Source organism: Mesorhizobium sp. M0045, from assembly GCF_040323385.1.
GTDB lineage: Bacteria > Pseudomonadota > Alphaproteobacteria > Rhizobiales > Rhizobiaceae > Mesorhizobium.
In genome coordinates this window covers 182,943-198,867 of the sequence record NZ_JAMYUY010000001.1, presented here as the reverse complement: position 1 = coordinate 198,867, position 15,925 = coordinate 182,943, and the positions used below count along the sequence as shown (strand labels likewise).

At 63.7% G+C, this 15,925-nt stretch carries 12 protein-coding genes; 3 read left to right on the top strand and 9 right to left on the bottom strand.

Translation table 11 applies throughout. From position 1 onward, the window contains the following. The first annotated feature begins 59 nt into the window (after positions 1 to 59). Positions 60 to 539: a gluconokinase gene (locus tag NKJ72_RS00895; protein WP_352475725.1), complete on the top strand. Its 480-nt coding sequence runs from the start codon at positions 60 to 62 to the stop codon at positions 537 to 539. Here the strand turns inward: NKJ72_RS00895 and NKJ72_RS00890 are convergent. Together NKJ72_RS00890 and NKJ72_RS00885 are read right to left on the bottom strand one after the other, a co-directional pair. Continuing rightward, a complete protein-coding gene (locus NKJ72_RS00890; protein ID WP_006202816.1) occupies positions 536 to 985 on the bottom strand; it encodes an RrF2 family transcriptional regulator in 450 nt (149 codons plus the stop codon). The genes NKJ72_RS00895 and NKJ72_RS00890 overlap by 4 nt on opposite strands. A 245-nt stretch (positions 986 to 1,230) precedes the next feature. Continuing rightward, entirely contained in the window at positions 1,231 to 2,217 is a 987-nt protein-coding gene (locus NKJ72_RS00885; protein ID WP_352475435.1) for a sulfate ABC transporter substrate-binding protein, read from the bottom strand. A gap of 280 nt (positions 2,218 to 2,497) precedes the next feature. On the opposite strand from NKJ72_RS00885, the gene NKJ72_RS00880 reads away from it, so the two are divergent. Further along, positions 2,498 to 2,770 carry an antitoxin gene (locus NKJ72_RS00880; protein ID WP_254819069.1) on the top strand — a complete coding sequence of 91 codons (273 nt, stop codon included), beginning with the start codon at positions 2,498 to 2,500 and terminating at the stop codon, positions 2,768 to 2,770. Next, entirely contained in the window at positions 2,770 to 3,168 is a 399-nt protein-coding gene (locus NKJ72_RS00875) for a type II toxin-antitoxin system VapC family toxin (protein WP_502901815.1), read from the top strand. Before NKJ72_RS00880 ends, NKJ72_RS00875 begins: the two co-directional genes overlap by 1 nt. A gap of 14 nt (positions 3,169 to 3,182) precedes the next feature. On the opposite strand, the gene NKJ72_RS00870 is transcribed toward NKJ72_RS00875, so the two are convergent. From NKJ72_RS00870 to NKJ72_RS00840, 7 genes are all read right to left on the bottom strand, one after another. Continuing rightward, a complete protein-coding gene (locus NKJ72_RS00870) occupies positions 3,183 to 4,223 on the bottom strand; it encodes a sulfate/molybdate ABC transporter ATP-binding protein (protein ID WP_254819067.1) in 1,041 nt (346 codons plus the stop codon). 73 nt (positions 4,224 to 4,296) lie between these two features. Then, positions 4,297 to 5,181, bottom strand: coding sequence for a sulfate ABC transporter permease subunit CysW (cysW, locus tag NKJ72_RS00865; protein ID WP_254819066.1), 885 nt, complete (start codon positions 5,179 to 5,181; stop codon positions 4,297 to 4,299). Further along, a complete protein-coding gene (gene cysT, locus NKJ72_RS00860) occupies positions 5,174 to 6,025 on the bottom strand; it encodes a sulfate ABC transporter permease subunit CysT (RefSeq protein ID WP_023720880.1) in 852 nt (283 codons plus the stop codon). The genes cysW and cysT overlap by 8 nt, the downstream gene beginning before the upstream one ends. A gap of 18 nt (positions 6,026 to 6,043) precedes the next feature. Next, positions 6,044 to 7,072, bottom strand: a complete 1,029-nt coding sequence (locus NKJ72_RS00855) for a sulfate ABC transporter substrate-binding protein (protein WP_352475433.1) — start codon at positions 7,070 to 7,072, stop codon at positions 6,044 to 6,046. 221 nt (positions 7,073 to 7,293) lie between these two features. Continuing rightward, a complete protein-coding gene (locus tag NKJ72_RS00850) occupies positions 7,294 to 8,025 on the bottom strand; it encodes a M15 family metallopeptidase (protein ID WP_352475432.1) in 732 nt (243 codons plus the stop codon). 27 nt (positions 8,026 to 8,052) lie between these two features. Beyond that, complete coding sequence (gene pbpC, locus NKJ72_RS00845) at positions 8,053 to 10,143, bottom strand: penicillin-binding protein 1C (protein ID WP_352475431.1); 2,091 nt, start codon at positions 10,141 to 10,143, stop codon at positions 8,053 to 8,055. A 213-nt stretch (positions 10,144 to 10,356) separates the two neighbouring features. Continuing rightward, positions 10,357 to 15,837 (bottom strand): alpha-2-macroglobulin family protein, encoded by a 5,481-nt coding sequence (locus NKJ72_RS00840; RefSeq protein ID WP_352475430.1) that lies wholly within the window; start codon positions 15,835 to 15,837, stop codon positions 10,357 to 10,359. Positions 15,838 to 15,925 lie beyond the last annotated feature (88 nt).

Sequence of the window (15,925 nt, the reverse complement as noted above, 5' to 3'; positions counted from 1 at the left end):
GGAAAGACGTGGCATATAGACCGGCGAGCACTGTTCGAACGTTGCCTGCCATCGTGGTGATGGGCGTCGCCGGCTGCGGCAAGTCGGTCATCGGCGAAGCGCTTGCAGCGGCATTGGGCGCGCTCTTTATCGAAGGCGACAGGCTGCATCCGCCCGAAAACGTCGCGCGCATGGCGAGCGGGCAGCCGCTCACCGACGCGCTGCGCGAGGGCTGGCTCGACGCGATCGGCCAGCGTATGGCAGCGTCGGTCGCAAGCGGGCGAGGTGTGGTCGCCGCCTGCTCGGCGCTGAAGCGCAGTTATCGTGATCGCCTGCGCGGCTTTTGCGCGGATATCGTTTTCGTTTACCTTGAGATCGACCCGGCAACGGCGAAACAGCGCGTAGGCAGTCGCAAGGGTCATTTCATGCCGGCAAGCCTGGTCGACAGCCAGTTCGCCACGCTTGAGGCGCCAGCGGCGGACGAGGCGGCAATGACCTTGGATGGCACGCGTCCGGTCGCCGATACCGTGGCGACCGCCTTGAGCCTGCTCGCGCGCTAGATCTGCGACGTCAGTTCGACCGGGAAATCGTCATTGTCGGCGTCGCGCATGGCGGCAAGGCTGCGGTTGTCGAGCACCTCGGCGATCGCCTGACGCACCTCCAGCATCATGTGCCGGACCTGGCAGGTCGCCTCGTCGCAATCCTCGCAACGCTGGTATTGCGTGCGGCTGGCGCAGGGGATCGGCGCCAGCGGCCCGTCGAGGACGCGCACGACATGGCCGATCTTGATCTCGGAAGCCGGCCGGGCGAGGCGGTAACCGCCTTCCTTGCCCTTGCGGCTCTGGACGAAGCCGGCGTTGCGCAACTCGCCCAGGATGGCATCGAGGAATTTCTTCGGGATGTTGTTGGCGACCGCGATGTCATTGACGAATGCGAGCTGGCCGACCGGCAGGCCCGACAGGTGCACGAGGGCCTTGAGGCCGTATTTGCCTTTTTTGGTAAGCATGCCCGAACTAACCCACAAAGCCCCAACCACCCGCATCTGGCGGCTGTTTGTGTGCAAATAATGACGGTTTGGCCGTGCGATGCCGTTCGCGCAGACAGACCGCCCGACGACATATTGCGCGCAAACGCGTTGATTCTTCGTAACGTTTTGGCGGGCGGGCGGTCCCGAAGGTGCGGAAGCTGCAATTTCGGCGGGCAAAATGGAGGAAAAGCCGGCAAGGGCCAGCTTTCAACGAGTTGGCGACCTCAGCGGCTGCCGTAGGTCTGGTCGAGCAGGCCGCCCGCTGCAAAATGCTCGGCTTGGACCTTGGCCCAGCCGCCGAAGACCTCCTCCACCGTCAGCAGCCGGACGTCGGGAAACTCAGCCTTGTATTTGGCGGCGACCGCCGGGTCGCGGGCCCGCAGGCCGTTGCGGGCGGCGATGTCCTGGCCCTCCGGCGTATAGAGGAAGTCGAGATAAGTCTTGGCAAGATCGCGCGTGCCATGCGCGTCTGCGACCGTGTCGACGATCGCCACCGGAAATTCCGCCAACAGGCTGACCGAAGGCGTCACCTGCTCGAACTTGTCCTCGCCATACTCCCTGCGGACGCCGCGCGTTTCCGACTCGAAGGTGATCAGCACGTCGCCGATCTCACGCTGCACGAAGGTGGTGGTCGCGGCGCGTCCGCCGCTGTCGAAGACCGGCACATTGTTGAACAGCTTGGTGATGAACTCCTTCACCTTGGCGTCGTCGCCCTTGAAGGCTTCCTTGGCGTAGGCGGTGGCCGCGAGATAGGTGTAGCGCGCATTGCCGGAGGTTTTCGGATTGGGAAAGATCACCTGGACGTCGTCGCGCACGAGATCGTTCCAATCCTTGATGTGCTTCGGATTGCCGGCGCGCACCAGGAAGGAGGGCAGCGAATAGAAAGGCGAGGCGTTGTCCGGAAAGTCCTTCTGCCAGTCGGCGGAGATGAGGCCCTTCTTGACCAGGAAGTCGATGTCGATGACCTGGTTGAACGTGACCACGTCGGCGCCGAGGCCTTCGGCGATGGCGCGTGCTTGTGCCGATGTTCCAGCATGCGACTGATCGACGGTCACACCGGGGTGGCCGGCGACGAACGCTTTGTTGACCTGCGCAAACAGTTCGCGGCCGACATCGTAAGAGGCGTTCAGCAATCTGTCGGCCGACCAGGCTTGGGAGGATGCGAGGACCAGGCCGGCCAATGTGGCGACGCCAAGCAAAAATCGCTTCATGAAAACAGGGCTCCAATGCGGTACGCTTATTGCCGGACCATAGCGGCAAGGCCTCGTGCGCGACGAGGCACGCAGAGCGGCTCCTCGACGTTATCGCGAGAAAAAGTAGTCCCGCTGTGGGCGATTTCTAGTTTTTTCTTTCAAGCAGAGTCTCAGGACAGCTTGGCAGGGGGCCGATGCCGTCGGCGTGTACGATGGTTCCCGGCCGGCCAACGCGGTGCAATGCGATTGCATCGCCGCGCTGTCTGGCATATACAAATAGTATATACAAGGAGCTGTCATGCCTCAACACCGCCATTCAACAACCCCGCCGAAAGAGGCAAAGCTGTTTCGTAATAATCGCAGCCAGGCGGTGCGCATTCCTGTCGAGTTCGAACTTCCCGGCGAAAAGGTCTTGATCAGCCGTGAAGGCGACCGCCTGATCATCGAGCCGGTCCGCAAGCCTGGCCTCACCGCACTGCTCGCGCAATGGGCGAAAGAGCCACCGCCCGGTGTCGAGGAAGACTTTCCCGATGTCGAGGATATGCCTGTCAAATCCGAGGAATTTTTTTGATGCGGTTCATGCTGGACACGAACATTGTCAACGACATGATCCGAAATCCGGCCGGGAAAGCCGCAAGCGCTGTCCTGCGCGTGGGAGACGCCGCCGTGTGTACCAGCATCGTGGTCGCGTCGGAACTGCGATATGGCTGCGTCAAGAACAGATCGGCCAAACTGCACAAGAAGGTCGAGGAATTGCTGGCTGAGATTCCCGTCTTGCCGCTAGATGTGCCAGTGGATGCCGAGTACGGCGCGATTCGCGCAGAACTGGAAGGCAGGGGCCAGACCATCGGCCAAAACGACCTTTTTATTGCTGCTCACGCCCGTGCGCTGGGAACTACCCTGGTGACGGCCAACACCGGGGAGTTCAACCGGATCAAAGGCCTGAAGGTCGAGAACTGGCTGGCGTAGCGCCTGATAGAAGATCAAGCAGCCGGAAAAAGCTTCCAGCGCCGCGGCCTGAAAGCTACCCGGCTTTTCTGCGCCGCCGGATGGTCGACGGGCAATTCGATCTCGACCCGCTGGCGCTCGCCGCCGATTTCGAGTTCTACCCTTCGGGTGCCGGCGACGCGGCGGCTGGCGGCGACCGTGCCGGCGATGCATCCGTTGCATTCTTCCACCAGATCGACGTCGTGCGGGCGGAAGAACAGCGTCGCTTCGCCTTGCGGTGCGTGCGGCGCGGAAAGCCCGATCGGCCGGTCGGCGATCCAGACCTGGCCGTCCTCGACCTTGACCGGAATCGAGCTCGATTCGCCGATGAAGCCGTAGACGAAGGGCGAGTTCGGCGTGTCGTAGATCTCGTCGGCGGTGCCGACCTGCTCGATGCGGCCCTGGCTCATCACCACGACGCGGTCGGCAAGCTCCAGCGCCTCTTCCTGGTCATGGGTGACGAAGACGGTCGTGTGGCCGGTGGCGTCGTGGATGTCGCGCAGCCAGCGGCGCAGTTCGCGGCGCACCTGGGCATCGAGCGCGCCGAACGGCTCGTCGAGCAAAAGCACGGCAGGTTCGATCGCCATGGCGCGGGCCAGCGCCACGCGCTGGCGCTGGCCGCCCGAAAGCTGTGCCGGATAGCGTTTTTCCAGACCGGAGAGCTGAACGAGGTTGAGGAGTTCCGAGGCGCGGCGGCGGATTTCCTTCGCCGACGGGCGTGACGGCCCGTGCCGGACCTTGAGTCCGAAGCCGATATTGTCGGCGACCGTCATATGGCGAAACAGCGCGTAGTGCTGGAAGACGAAGCCGACATTGCGCTCCTGGATCGACTTTTGCGAGGCATCCTCTTCGCCGAAGAAGATCTTTCCGCGGGTCGGCCGCTCCAATCCGGCAATCAGCCTGAGCAGCGTCGTCTTGCCGGAACCGGACGGTCCCAGCAGAGCGATCAGTTCTCCCGACTTGATGTCGAGCGAAACGTCGCGCAGGGCCGGAAACCGCTCAAACTCCTTGCGCACGTTGGCAACGCGAACTTCCATGCAAATCCCTTTTGTAGTTGATGCATGTCGTTATCCCAAAACCGGTTCCCACTTTTGGGCGACATGCATTTTGTCAGTGTCCGCGCGTCGCGGCGATCTCGGCGCCGTAGCGCATCTCGAGAAGTGTTTTCAAGACCAGCGTGACGAGCGCCAGGCCGGCAAGCAGCGAAGCGACGGCAAAGGCGGCGGCGGCATTGTACTCGTTATAAAGGATTTCGACATGCAGCGGCATGGTGTTGGTCAATCCGCGTATGTGGCCGGACACCACCGAGACTGCGCCGAACTCACCCATGGCACGGGCATTGCACAGCAACACGCCGTAGAGCAATCCCCATTTGACGTTGGGCAACGTCACGTACCAGAACGCCTGCCAGCCATTGGCCCCGAGCGACAGGGCCGCCTCCTCGTCGCCATTGCCCTGCTCCTGCATCAGCGGGATCAATTCTCGGGCGACGAAGGGGAAGGTGACGAAGATCGTGGCCAGCACGATGCCCGGCACCGCAAACAGGATGACGATGCCATGCGCCTTGAGCCAGGCGCCGAGCAGGCCTTGCGCGCCGAACAAGAGCACGTAGACAAGCCCCGAAATGACCGGCGAGACGGAAAAGGGCAGGTCGATCAGCGTGGTCAGGAACGCCTTGCCCTTGAACTCGAACTTGGCGATGGCCCAGGCGGCGGAAATGCCGAAGACAATGTTGAGCGGCACCGAGATCGCCGCGACCAGAAGCGTCAGGCGGATCGCCGAGCGCGTATCCGGTTCGCCTAGCGCCTGTGTGTAGGCCTCGATGCCCTTGGCGAAAGCTTCCTTGAAGACGATGATCAGCGGCAAGAGCAGAAAGATGGCAAGGAACGCAAACGTTACGGCCATCAGCACGGTTCTCGCCGTGCGGCTTTCGGTCACCGCCGGCGACTGGCTTTCATGGTGCGGCGCGTAGGATTTGATCTCCGGGTCAGCCATAGCGCTTGCGGCTCCAGGTCTGCACCAGGTTGATGACCAGCAGCATCACGAAGGACAGCGCCAGCATGATCGCCGCGATCGCGGTCGCCGCCGCATAATTATATTCCTCCAGCCGGATGACGATCAGAAGCGGTGCGATTTCGGATTTATAGGGCAGATTGCCGGCGATGAAGATGACGGAACCGTACTCGCCGACGCCGCGCGCGAAGGCCAGCGCGAAACCGGTGACGATGGCCGGCGCCAGTCCGGGAAGCAGAACGCGGCTGATGATCTGGAAGCGATTGGCGCCGAGCGTGGCGGCCACTTCCTCTACCTCCTTGTCGATCTCCTCCATGATCGGCTGGACGGTGCGGACGACGAAGGGCAGGCCGATGAAGATCAGCGCAATTACGATGCCAAGCGGCGTGTAGGCGACCTTGATGCCGAGCGGCGTCAGAAGGCTTCCGATCCAGCCGTTCGGTGCGTAGAGCGTGGTCAGCGCAATGCCGGCGACCGCTGTCGGCAGCGCGAAGGGCAGGTCGACCATGGCATCGACGATACGGCGGCCGGGAAAGCTGTAGCGCACCAGTACCCACGCGACGATCGTGCCGAAGACGACGTTGACAGCGGCGGCAATGAAGGCGGTGCCGAAGCTGATCTCAAGCGCGTTGATGGTGCGGCGGTCGGTGACGATCGCCCAGAAGTCGGTCCAGCCGAGCGCCGCCGAGCGCCAGATCAGCCCGGACAGGGGAATGAGGATGATAAGGGTGAGGTAGGCAAGCGAGAAGCCGAGCGTCAATCCGAAACCCGGAATGACGCTCGGCTGTCTGAACCGCCACCCCGCCTTGGCGGGTGCTGTGGTCATGTCGTCCTGATCTAAATGCTACTGGGCCGGCTTGTAGATCTGGTCGAATATACCACCATCGCCGAAATGATAAGGCTGTGCCTTCTTCCAGCCGCCAAAAAGCGGGTCGTCGATGGTGATCAGCTTGATTTCAGGCAGCTTGGCCAAGTCCTCCGCCGGCACCAGGTCGGGCTTCGAAGGGCGATAATGGTTCTTGGCGATGATCGTCTGGCCTTCCTTGGAATAGAGATAGCTCAGATAGGCTTCGGCAACTTTGCGTGTGCCTTTGGTGTCGACATTGGCGTCGACCACGGCGACCGGCGGCTCGGCCAGGATCGAGGTCGGCGGGTAGACGATATCGAAATTGTCGGCGCCGAACTCGTCGAGCGCCAGATAGGCCTCGTTTTCCCAGGCGAGCAGCACGTCGCCCAGCCCTTTTTGCGCGAAGGTCACGGTGGCGCCGCGCGCACCGGTGTCGAGAACCGGGACATGCGCGTAGAGATTGCCGACGAATTCCTTGGTCTTGGCCTCGTCGCCGCCATCCTTGGCGCTGGCATAGGCCCAGGCGGCGAGGTAGTTCCAGCGCGCGCCACCGGAGGTCTTGGGATTCGGCGTGATCACCTGGACGTCCTCTTTGACCAGATCGCCCCAGTCATGGATGCCCTTAGGGTTTCCCTTGCGAACAAGAAAGATGATGGTCGAGGTGTAGGGCGCCGAATTGTTTTCGAATTTCGTCCGCCAGTCTGGATTGATCTTCTTCGCTTTCGAAACGATGGCGTTGATATCGCCTTCGAGCGCCAGCGTCACCACGTCGGCGTCGAGGCCGTCGATCACGGCGCGAGCCTGCGCGCCGGATCCGCCATGTGACTGCTGGACCGTGACCGTCTCGCCTGTCTCTGCCTTCCAGTGGGCAATGAAGGCCTCATCGAATTGCTTGTAGAGCTCACGCGTCGGATCATAGGACACGTTGAGAATGGTGGTGTCGGCAAACGCGAAGCCGAGCGTGCCGAACTGGACGGATGTGGCGACCAGTGCGCCGAGCAGTTTCCTGAAATGAGGTTTGGTCATTTCCGCCTCCGTTGAACTCGCGCCAAATCTACCGAATTGATAGAATTTAGATGCAATCAATGTTGCCTTTTTTGGCTCATTGAAGCAATTTTTCGCCTGGTTTCGGCGATGCGAGGAACTATTTTCCCGCATGGACCATGATCGCGCTCCCGACGCGATTAACTAGAGACGGCCAGCTCTTCGGCAATGGCTGCGTCTCGTCCGAACGAGGTTTCGGCGGCTTATTTGCCGGTAACGGGAAAGTTGAAGCGCTCTCTTGGAAACGGCTCGTTTTCCAGCGTGAAGTGCCACCATTCGCGTGCGTAATTCTTGAAGCCGCCGGCGCGCATAGCCTCGACAAGTCTTTTGCGGTTAGCCGCGGCTTCATTGTCTATCGCTCGGTGAGCCGTTTCGCTCGCCGGATCGAAACAGTCGAAACCGGTGCCGAAATCGAGCGTGTCGGCATCGGTCGCGCCGCAGGCCGGTTTCGGAGCGCTCGTGCGGCCGGCCCGTTTTTTATGGTCGACCCGGGCGATCGCGACATCGACCGTCGATCCGCGCGAATGGGTGGACAGTTCGCCGATATAACCCTTGGCGATGAGATCCTTGCGCTTGACCTTTGGATACCATTGCGGGTCCGGTGGCCCGCCCGTTTTTGTCCATTCACTCATGTCGGAGACAGCCCGCGCAGGGCGGTAGCAGTCGAACACGACCAGCGTCAGCCCTTCGGCAGCAATCGCTTTCTGCACTGCCGAAAGCGCTTGCGCCGCTTGCCTGGTGAGGACGCATACCGGCGCGTCGTAGCCGCTTACCTTGCGATGCAGGAAATTTTCGAGGCCGGCATAGCGGATATCCTGCCGGATACTGGGATCGATGTCGGCCAGCCGAACAAAGCCGGCGGGGAGGGTGTCAGCAAAGGCCGAGGAAATACCGGCGGCCGAAAGCAAGGCGTAAACCCCAATCTCCTGAATCACCTGCCGGAATCTATTCAAGGGAAATTTTCACTCGACAAAAACCTTTACGCTGGCCGCGCGTCCCGCCGCGTCGATCACGGTCAGGGTCGAATAGCCGGCGCCGTCCGGCTGCCAGGTCGCGGTGCGCCGCCGGTCGATGCCGACCAGCGGCTTGCCGTTGGCCAGCCAGCGGAATGGTGCGCGGCCGCCCTGCAGCTTGAGGACCAGCGGCGAGGCGTCGGCCGAGGAAGTACCGAGATCGACGCGGGCGCCGTCGGGCGGAAAGATGATGGTTGGCGCAGGTTCGGTCGGCGTCGCCTGCACCAGCCCATCGGTGTCTGCGCCGAAGCGCGTCAGCGTCACCGGCAGCTCCTCGCGTTTCGGACGCCGGACGCCGGACGGCTGGCTTGGCAGTGGTACGGCGGCCAGGCCGGAACGGACAAAGCCTTCGAACAGGATGGGCGCCGCCGAGATGTAGCCGGACAGGCCGGGCACCGCGCCGGCGTCGGGGCGGCCGACCCATACGCCGAGCACATAGCGGCCGTCAAAACCGACCGACCAGGCGTCGCGATAGCCGTAGGAGGTGCCGGTCTTGTAAGCGATGCCGCGTTGGGCGGCACCCTGAGGCGGCTTGACGCCTGACAGGATGTCGGTGATCTGCCAGGTCGCCTGTCCGTCGAGGATGGTGGTGGTCGAGCGTTCGGCATTCTCCGGCTCGGTGCCGTCACGCAGCGTGTGTGCCTTGCCGCCATTGGCAAGGCCGGCATAGAGCTGAACCAGGTCGCGCAGTGTCATCCCGACGCCACCGAGGCCGATTGCCAGGCCAGGCGCCTCGTTGACGGGCAGTACAGGGATCACATCGGCCTGGCGAAAGCGCGCCATCAGCCGGGCCGGGCCGACCGCGTCGAGCACGCGGATCGCCGGAACGTTGAGCGACAATTGCAGCGCCTGCCTGATGCTGACATCGCCCTGATAGCCCATGTCGAAGTTCTTCGGCCGGTAGCCGGAGAAATCGGCTGGGCTGTCCTCGATCAGCATCTCCTGCGCCACCAGGCCTTGTTCGAAGGCGAGGCCGTAGATGAACGGCTTCAGCGTCGAGCCAGGCGAGCGGACGACTTTGCTCATGTCGATCCAGCCCGAACGGGTAGCATCGAAGAAATCGGCGGAGCCGACCTCGCCAAGGATATCGCCGGTGCGGGCATCGGCCAGCACCATGGCCACCGAGAGGCGAGGGCCGAGCCTGGCGGCTGCGTCTTTCGCCACCTGCTCCAGCCCTTCCTGGACGCTCTTGCGGATCGTCAGTTGCAGCTTCTGGCCGAGGATGGCCTTGGGCAGCATTGCATAGGCCGCATGGGCAGCGAGCGCCGGCAAGGTGCGCCGCAGCCCCGACACATCGTCGAGCCCGGCACGCGCGGCCTCACGTTCGCCGAGCAGGCCTGCCGAGACCATGCGGGTCAGCACCCTGTCGCGGGCAGCGTGGGCAATCTCGAGATTGCGATCAGGGCGTCGCTTTTCCGGCAATTGCGGCAAGGCGACGAGCAGGGCGGCCTCCGAGACCGTCAGCCGTTTCGGCTCCTTGCCGAAATAGGCGAGCGAAGCGGCGCGCACACCTTCGAGATTGCCGCCATAGGGCGCCAGGGTCAGATAGCGTTCGAGGATCTCGCGCTTGGAAAGCCGCCGTTCGATTTGCAGGGCGCGCAGCATCTGCTTGATCTTCGAGCCGAGGCTGCGGCTGTCGCGTGGTTCGATCAGGCGGGCGAGCTGCATCGAGAGCGTCGAACCGCCGGAGACGATATGGCCGCTGGTCGCGACCTGGCCGGCGGCACGCGCCAGTGCCAGCACGTCGATGCCTTGGTGACCCCAGAAACGCTTGTCCTCATAGGTGACGAGCATGTCGACGAACTGCTTGTCGACCTGGTCCAGGCTGGTAGCGAGACGCCAGTAGCCGTCCGGCGTGGCGAAGGCGCGCAGCAGTTGGCCGTCTCGGTCCTGCACCTCGGTCGAGACCGTCAAAGCAGCCGGCAGCGGCGGCGGAAATGAGCGGTCGAGCTGCCAGAGGGCGACGGCGGTGATTGCAGCGAGAGCGGCCAAGGAAATGCCCGTGATGGCCGCTCGGCGCAGGAATTTTCTGGAGAGCATGGCGCTGCCCCTCATCCGCCTGCCGGCGCCTTCTCCCCGTTTAGTGACGGGGAGAAGGAGGCTGTCGCGACCCTTGGCGCCTTTTCTGCGGTGTTAAAGTTCGGCGAAAACTTCGGCGCATGGCTCTTTCTCCCCGTCTCTATACGGGGAGAAATGCCCGGCAGGGCAATGAGAGGCAGCGCCATCGCCATATTCCTATCCGCCTTTTTTGCCTTACGGCGCCTTGACCTCCATCATGCCGGTGGCGGTGCGGGCCGAATATTGCGGCCGGTACATGTCCTCGATCGTTGCCGCCGGGTGGGCATAGGTGCCCGGCGTCACCGCGCGCACGACGTAGGCGAGCGTTATGTTGCGGTCGCCGTCGCCGTCGCTTGGATTGAACGCCGCGACGAAACGGTCGTCGCGGAATTCGAGATGGGCGGCATCGGTCTGCGCCAGCCAGGAGAAGTTCGTCAACTGAGCGCTGGAGACCAGGCCCGGATTGTCGATCTCGAAGCCGGCCGGCAACAGATCGGTGATCAGCAGCCGCGAAGGCCAGGTGTTCTGCTCGTAAACCTTGAGCACGACGACATAGCGTTCGTTCTGTTTGACCTCCGTCACGTTGGCCTCTGTGCCGTCGAGCTTGTAGTAGGTACGGCTGATGGTAAAGCCGTTGCCGCCGGCCGGGAGAGGCTGGATCGGCGAGGCCACAGTGGTGACGACCGCCTGCAGCGGATTTCTGCCGGTATTAACGATGGTCAGCGGACTGTCGGCCAGGTCGCCACCGGCGATCTGGTCCGAATAGCCGCCGGCATGCGGTGCGCCGTTGACGGTCAGCGCGATCGAATCATTGCCGGCCTTCAGCGCCCGGGCCGCCAGCAGCATCCAGGACTCGTCCTGTGTGCTGGTCCACCTGGCCTCGGCGCGTTCCCTGGTCACCAACTGGATCAGCGCCGGCACGATGGTCGGCACCGGCTTGCTTTCCGCGGCAAGCGCCAGGATTGCCGCGCCGTCACGCAGCGGCGAGCCATAGTCGGATCGGTAATAGTCATATTCGGGTGTCGACTTGGCCAGTTGCAGCGCGGCCTGGAAGGTTGCCTCCGAGCGCTGCGTGTCACCGTAGAGCGCGAGAGACGCCGCCAGCTGGGCGACGGCCATCGGGCTGGTAAAGGCCTCGAGCTGGGTGTCGGCATAATAACGCAGATCGCCGACCGAGGCCTTCTTGTTGCGGGCAAGCACATAGAGGGCGTAGGCGATCTCGCTGCCACGATCCTGGATGTCCTGATCGTAGCCGATCGCGTTCTGCAGATTGCTCAGCGCCTGGTTCATCGCCAAGGCCGGCACGTCGTACTTCTGCTCGCGCGCCCGGGTCAGGAAATCGGTGACATAGGCGTCGAGCCACAGATCGCCGGAACCCGGACCCCACAGGCCGAAGCTGCCGGCCGATGCCTGGTAGCTCAGCACCTTGTAGATGGCGTCCTGGACGCGGCCATGCAGATCGGGGTCGCTGGCCATGCCGATGCCGGAAGCCATGTCGTTGACGTAGAGAAGCGGCAGGGCGCGGCTGGTGGTCTGTTCGGCGCAACCATAGGGATAGCGGTCGAGCGTCATCAGCAGCGACGGCACGTCGAAGGCAGCCGCCTGCGAAACGCCGACGCTGACCGAAGCGCCATCGAGCAGGCTTGCCGCCAGCAGTTCCTTGTCGACGCGCAGCGCGCCGCCATTGCCCTTGAGGTCGACGACCATGCGGGTGGTCACCGGCAGTTGCGCCGGGCGCACCGGCACATAGAGCGTCTGCTCGACGGCGGTGCCGTCGGCATGCGCAAGCCTGATGGTGATCGAGGCGTTGCCTGCGGTCTGTGCAATCAACGGCACGGTTAGTGTCTGCCGCTTGCCTTTGGCGAGCGTCAGCTTTTCAGGCAAGGCGGCATTGCCGGTTGACAGGTCGCCTGTCGTGTTGACGGTCAGCTTGTAGTCGCCTGCGGGGCCGTCGGTGTCGGCGACGTCGAGCCGCATGACGGCGGAATCGCCGGGCGCCAGGAAGCGCGGCAGGCCGGTGGTGATTACCACCGGATCACGCACGATGACGTCGGACTGGGCATGGCCGACCGCTTCCTTGGTCCAGGCGACGGCCATGACGCGCACGGTGCCGTTGAACTGCGGAATGTCGAAGTCGATCCGCGCCTTGCCGTCGGCGTCGAGCTGGACCGGGCCGGAGAAGAAGGCGACCAGCTTTTCGGTCGGCGGACTGCCTTGCGATTGCATGTTGGCACCGTCGCCGCCGGTGCGCAGCTTACCGGTTGTGCCCAGCGAGCCGTCGATCAGCCGGCCATAGATGTCGCGAACCTCGAGACCGAGCATTCGCTGCCCGAAGAACCAGTTCTCCGGATCCGGCACCTTGTAGTTGGTCAGGTTGAGGATGCCGACGTCGACGGCCGCGACCATGACATAGGCGTTGGTGCCGGGCTGTACGCCGGCAACGGCGACCGGGATCGACAGCTGCTGGCGCGGCATGGTCTTGTCCGGCGTCGCCAAGCTGACGGCAAGCTTCCGCGAGCCGGGATCGAGCTTCAGCCATTTGACGCCGATGGCGCGCGCCGGCATGCGTGTCTCTTGCGCATCGCCCGGCCTGAATAGCGTTGCCGTGACGTAGGCGCCGGCACCCCAGTCGTCGCCGACCGGGATGTCGACAGTGCTGCCGCCGGCCGGCACGCTGGCGGTGACGGTCTTCAGGAGCTTGTCGGCGCCGATGGTGACGAGCAGCTCGCCGGCAAAGTGCGGCGACACTTTGAGCTTGGCCACTTCACCCGCCGCATAGGTATCCTTGTCGAGGGCGATCTCGAGGCCGTCGGGCGTTTCGGTGGTGGTGGAACTGACATACCAGCCGGCGTCGAACTCATAGCTGGTGGCCGGGCCTTCCGGATCCGCTGTCTCGATCTCGAGCCGGTAGCGGCCCCAGTCGACCGGCAGCGACACCGTAGCCTCGCCATCGGCGCTCAGGTCGACCTGGCCGTTGGCCACCGCCTTGGTGAAGGTGACCGGCTCATAGTTCCAGGAGTTGCTCGAGCGATACCACTGGTAGCTGCGCTCGACCTTGACCAACGACCACTGTGCGCCCTTCAGCGCCTCACGCTTGCCGTCTGGGTCGACGGCGATCAGGCTGAACTTGGCCGTGCCGCCTTGCGGCACCTCGTCTCCGTCGAAATCCGGGCGGATGCCGATCATGTGGCCCTGCGGGCGGATGCCGATATTCAGCGAGCGCTCGACGGCACGGCCGCCGGTTTCACGCATCCTGACCGTGATCTTGGCATCGACCAGCTTGGTGGTGGATGGCAATTGGTCGACGGAGACCGGGAAGGTCGCCTTGCCGTCCTCGCCGACCACCGGCAGGCCGGTGAAGGGCGTCACTGTCGGTTCAGCCGACTGTTCGTCGGCGAGACCGAAGGAATAGCCTTTGAAGCGGTCCCAGTCGCGGGCGGTCGACAGCGTCAATTCGCCTTCGAGCGCGAGGCCCGCGGCCGGCGCGCCGTAGAGAAAGCGGCCGTCGACGGTAATGTTGGCGGTCTCGCCCTGGGCGATCTCCTGCTTGTCGGAGGACAGGTCGAACTCGATGCGGTCCGGTACGAAGTCCTCGACCAGGAACATCTGGCTGGCGACCGCCGCCTGCTTGGGATCGGTATGGATCGCCACCGTCCAGGTGCCGCGCATGGCGTTAGGTTCCAGCGGCAGGTCGACCGCGTAACCGCCGGCCGACGCGCCGTCGCTGACGATGCGGCGGTCCTCGACGCCGTCGGGCCGCGAGAAGACGAAGGTCAGCGGCAGGTTCTCGACCGCCCTGGCGGCACTATCGCGGGCAAGCGCCGCGACATGGACATCTTCGCCGGCGCGGTAGATGCCGCGCTCGGTCCAGGCATAGACGTCGAGCGCGCCAGGTGCCGGCCGTCCGGCGACGCCACGGTCGGACAGGTCGAAGCCGGCGCGGCCCATATCGAGGAAGACGAAATCGTCGTCGCCCTGTTTGGCCATCAGCACGGCCGGCGCCATGCCGCTGTCGCCGCGCGTCAGGCCGGGATTGAACACCGCCCGCCCTTCCGCGTCGGTGGTCGCGGTGCCGAGGATTTCATTGTTCCTGGCCAGCAGCGTCAGCTCGGCGCCGGCAATCGGCTTGGCGGTTGCGAGCGAACGCGCAAAGACGTTCAGTCCATCCTGTCCGGTATAGGTCGACAGGCCGATATCGGAGACGACGAACCATTGCGTGGCGTGCGAATCATAGTCGTCGCTGCGATCGTCGACGGCTTGTGCGGTCAGCACATAGACGCCGGGCTTGCGCTTCGGCAACGCCTCATCGATTGGGAAGGAGGTGGTGACTTCCTTGTTGAGGTCGTTGGCGATGTCGAGCTGGCCCTGCCAGACCGGCTCGCCCATCTGTTCGGAGATGTTCGAAATGTCGTAGCCGTCAAGCTGGCGCAGGAACTGGTACCCCGACAGAAGCTGGGCCAGCGAGCGGTCGCCGATGCGGAAGAGCTTCATTTCGGCGGCATTCATGTTGACGGTGACGACCGGTATGCCGCGGCGTGCGCCGGCGGGCAGCACGAAACTCTCGCCGGTGAAGCGGGCCGAAGGCGCGCGGTCCTGCACGTAGATCGACAGCACCACCGGTGCCGCGGTGACCTCGCCAATGGCGGCCGGCAGGCCGGCGCGGAAGGTCACGTCATAATGTTGGCCGTGCTCGAGCCCTTCGACGCAGATCTGCTTGTCCTTGGCTTCGACGGCCTTGGGAGCGGCGTTGTCGACAGTAACAAACTGCGAGTAGTCGACGCCGGTCTTGACCAGCCCCTCGGAGAACTGCGCGCAGATGCGTGGCGCGCTGGTGTCGGCATCGACGGTATGATCTATGACGCGGAAGCCCTTGCGGGCCTTGAGATCCTGGTAGGCGGCCCTGACTGCCGGCGAATTGACGAGAGCGAGGCTCGCCTCGTAGGCCTGCAGGGCCGGCCTGTAGAGATCGCGGCGATCAAGGCCGTCCCCGAGCAGCGCCAGCACGTCGGCGCGCGTCCTGGTGGTGCGCAGCAATTTGTAGGCATTGAAGGCGGCGGAAGTGGCGTTCGCCGGCAGCGTCGACGGCTCCGAACTGTTGGCAGTCGGATGAACGGCAAGCGTTTCGCGCGCCAGCTCGAGCCAGAGCTGGCCATCATCAGGCAACACCGAAACCGCCGCCTCGTATTTGTGCATCGCCGAGCGATGATCGCCCGTCAGCGCCGGCTGTTCGGCGGCGGCCCTCAGCGCCGTCAGCCCCTCGGTCGGCTTGGTGTAGGTCGGGCCGGTGAGCTTGTTGCGGTATTGCTGGGCCTGGTCTGCCATCCAGTTGGGGAAGAAGGCGAGTTCGGGTGGCGCGCCGATGTCGGGATCGCCATCGATGTTGACGACCTTGCCGGCGACGGCGCCGCTGAAGGGTTTCAACGAATTGTAATCGGATTTAAGGAAGCACCATTTGGCCTTGAGGTTGTAGGTGAAGGCGCGGCAGGCCGGGTCACCGAGGCAGGTGGTCTTGCACTGGTCGAGGCTGACATTCTGGTCGGATCTGAGATCGAAACCAAAATAGTCGGAATTGTTCGACGTCACCACCCGCCGGGCTTCGGCCGCTTGCGCGACACCGCTCCAGGCAAGAAAGAGAAGGAAAAGAATCGATAGACCACGAGCCGCGCGCATTGCCATAAACCCCTCCAGACAAGTGCTGACGTCCAGAAATCTTCAAGCTTCAGTCGCGCTTGTCAACATCAGGACGCGGCAGGATCCGCCTGCC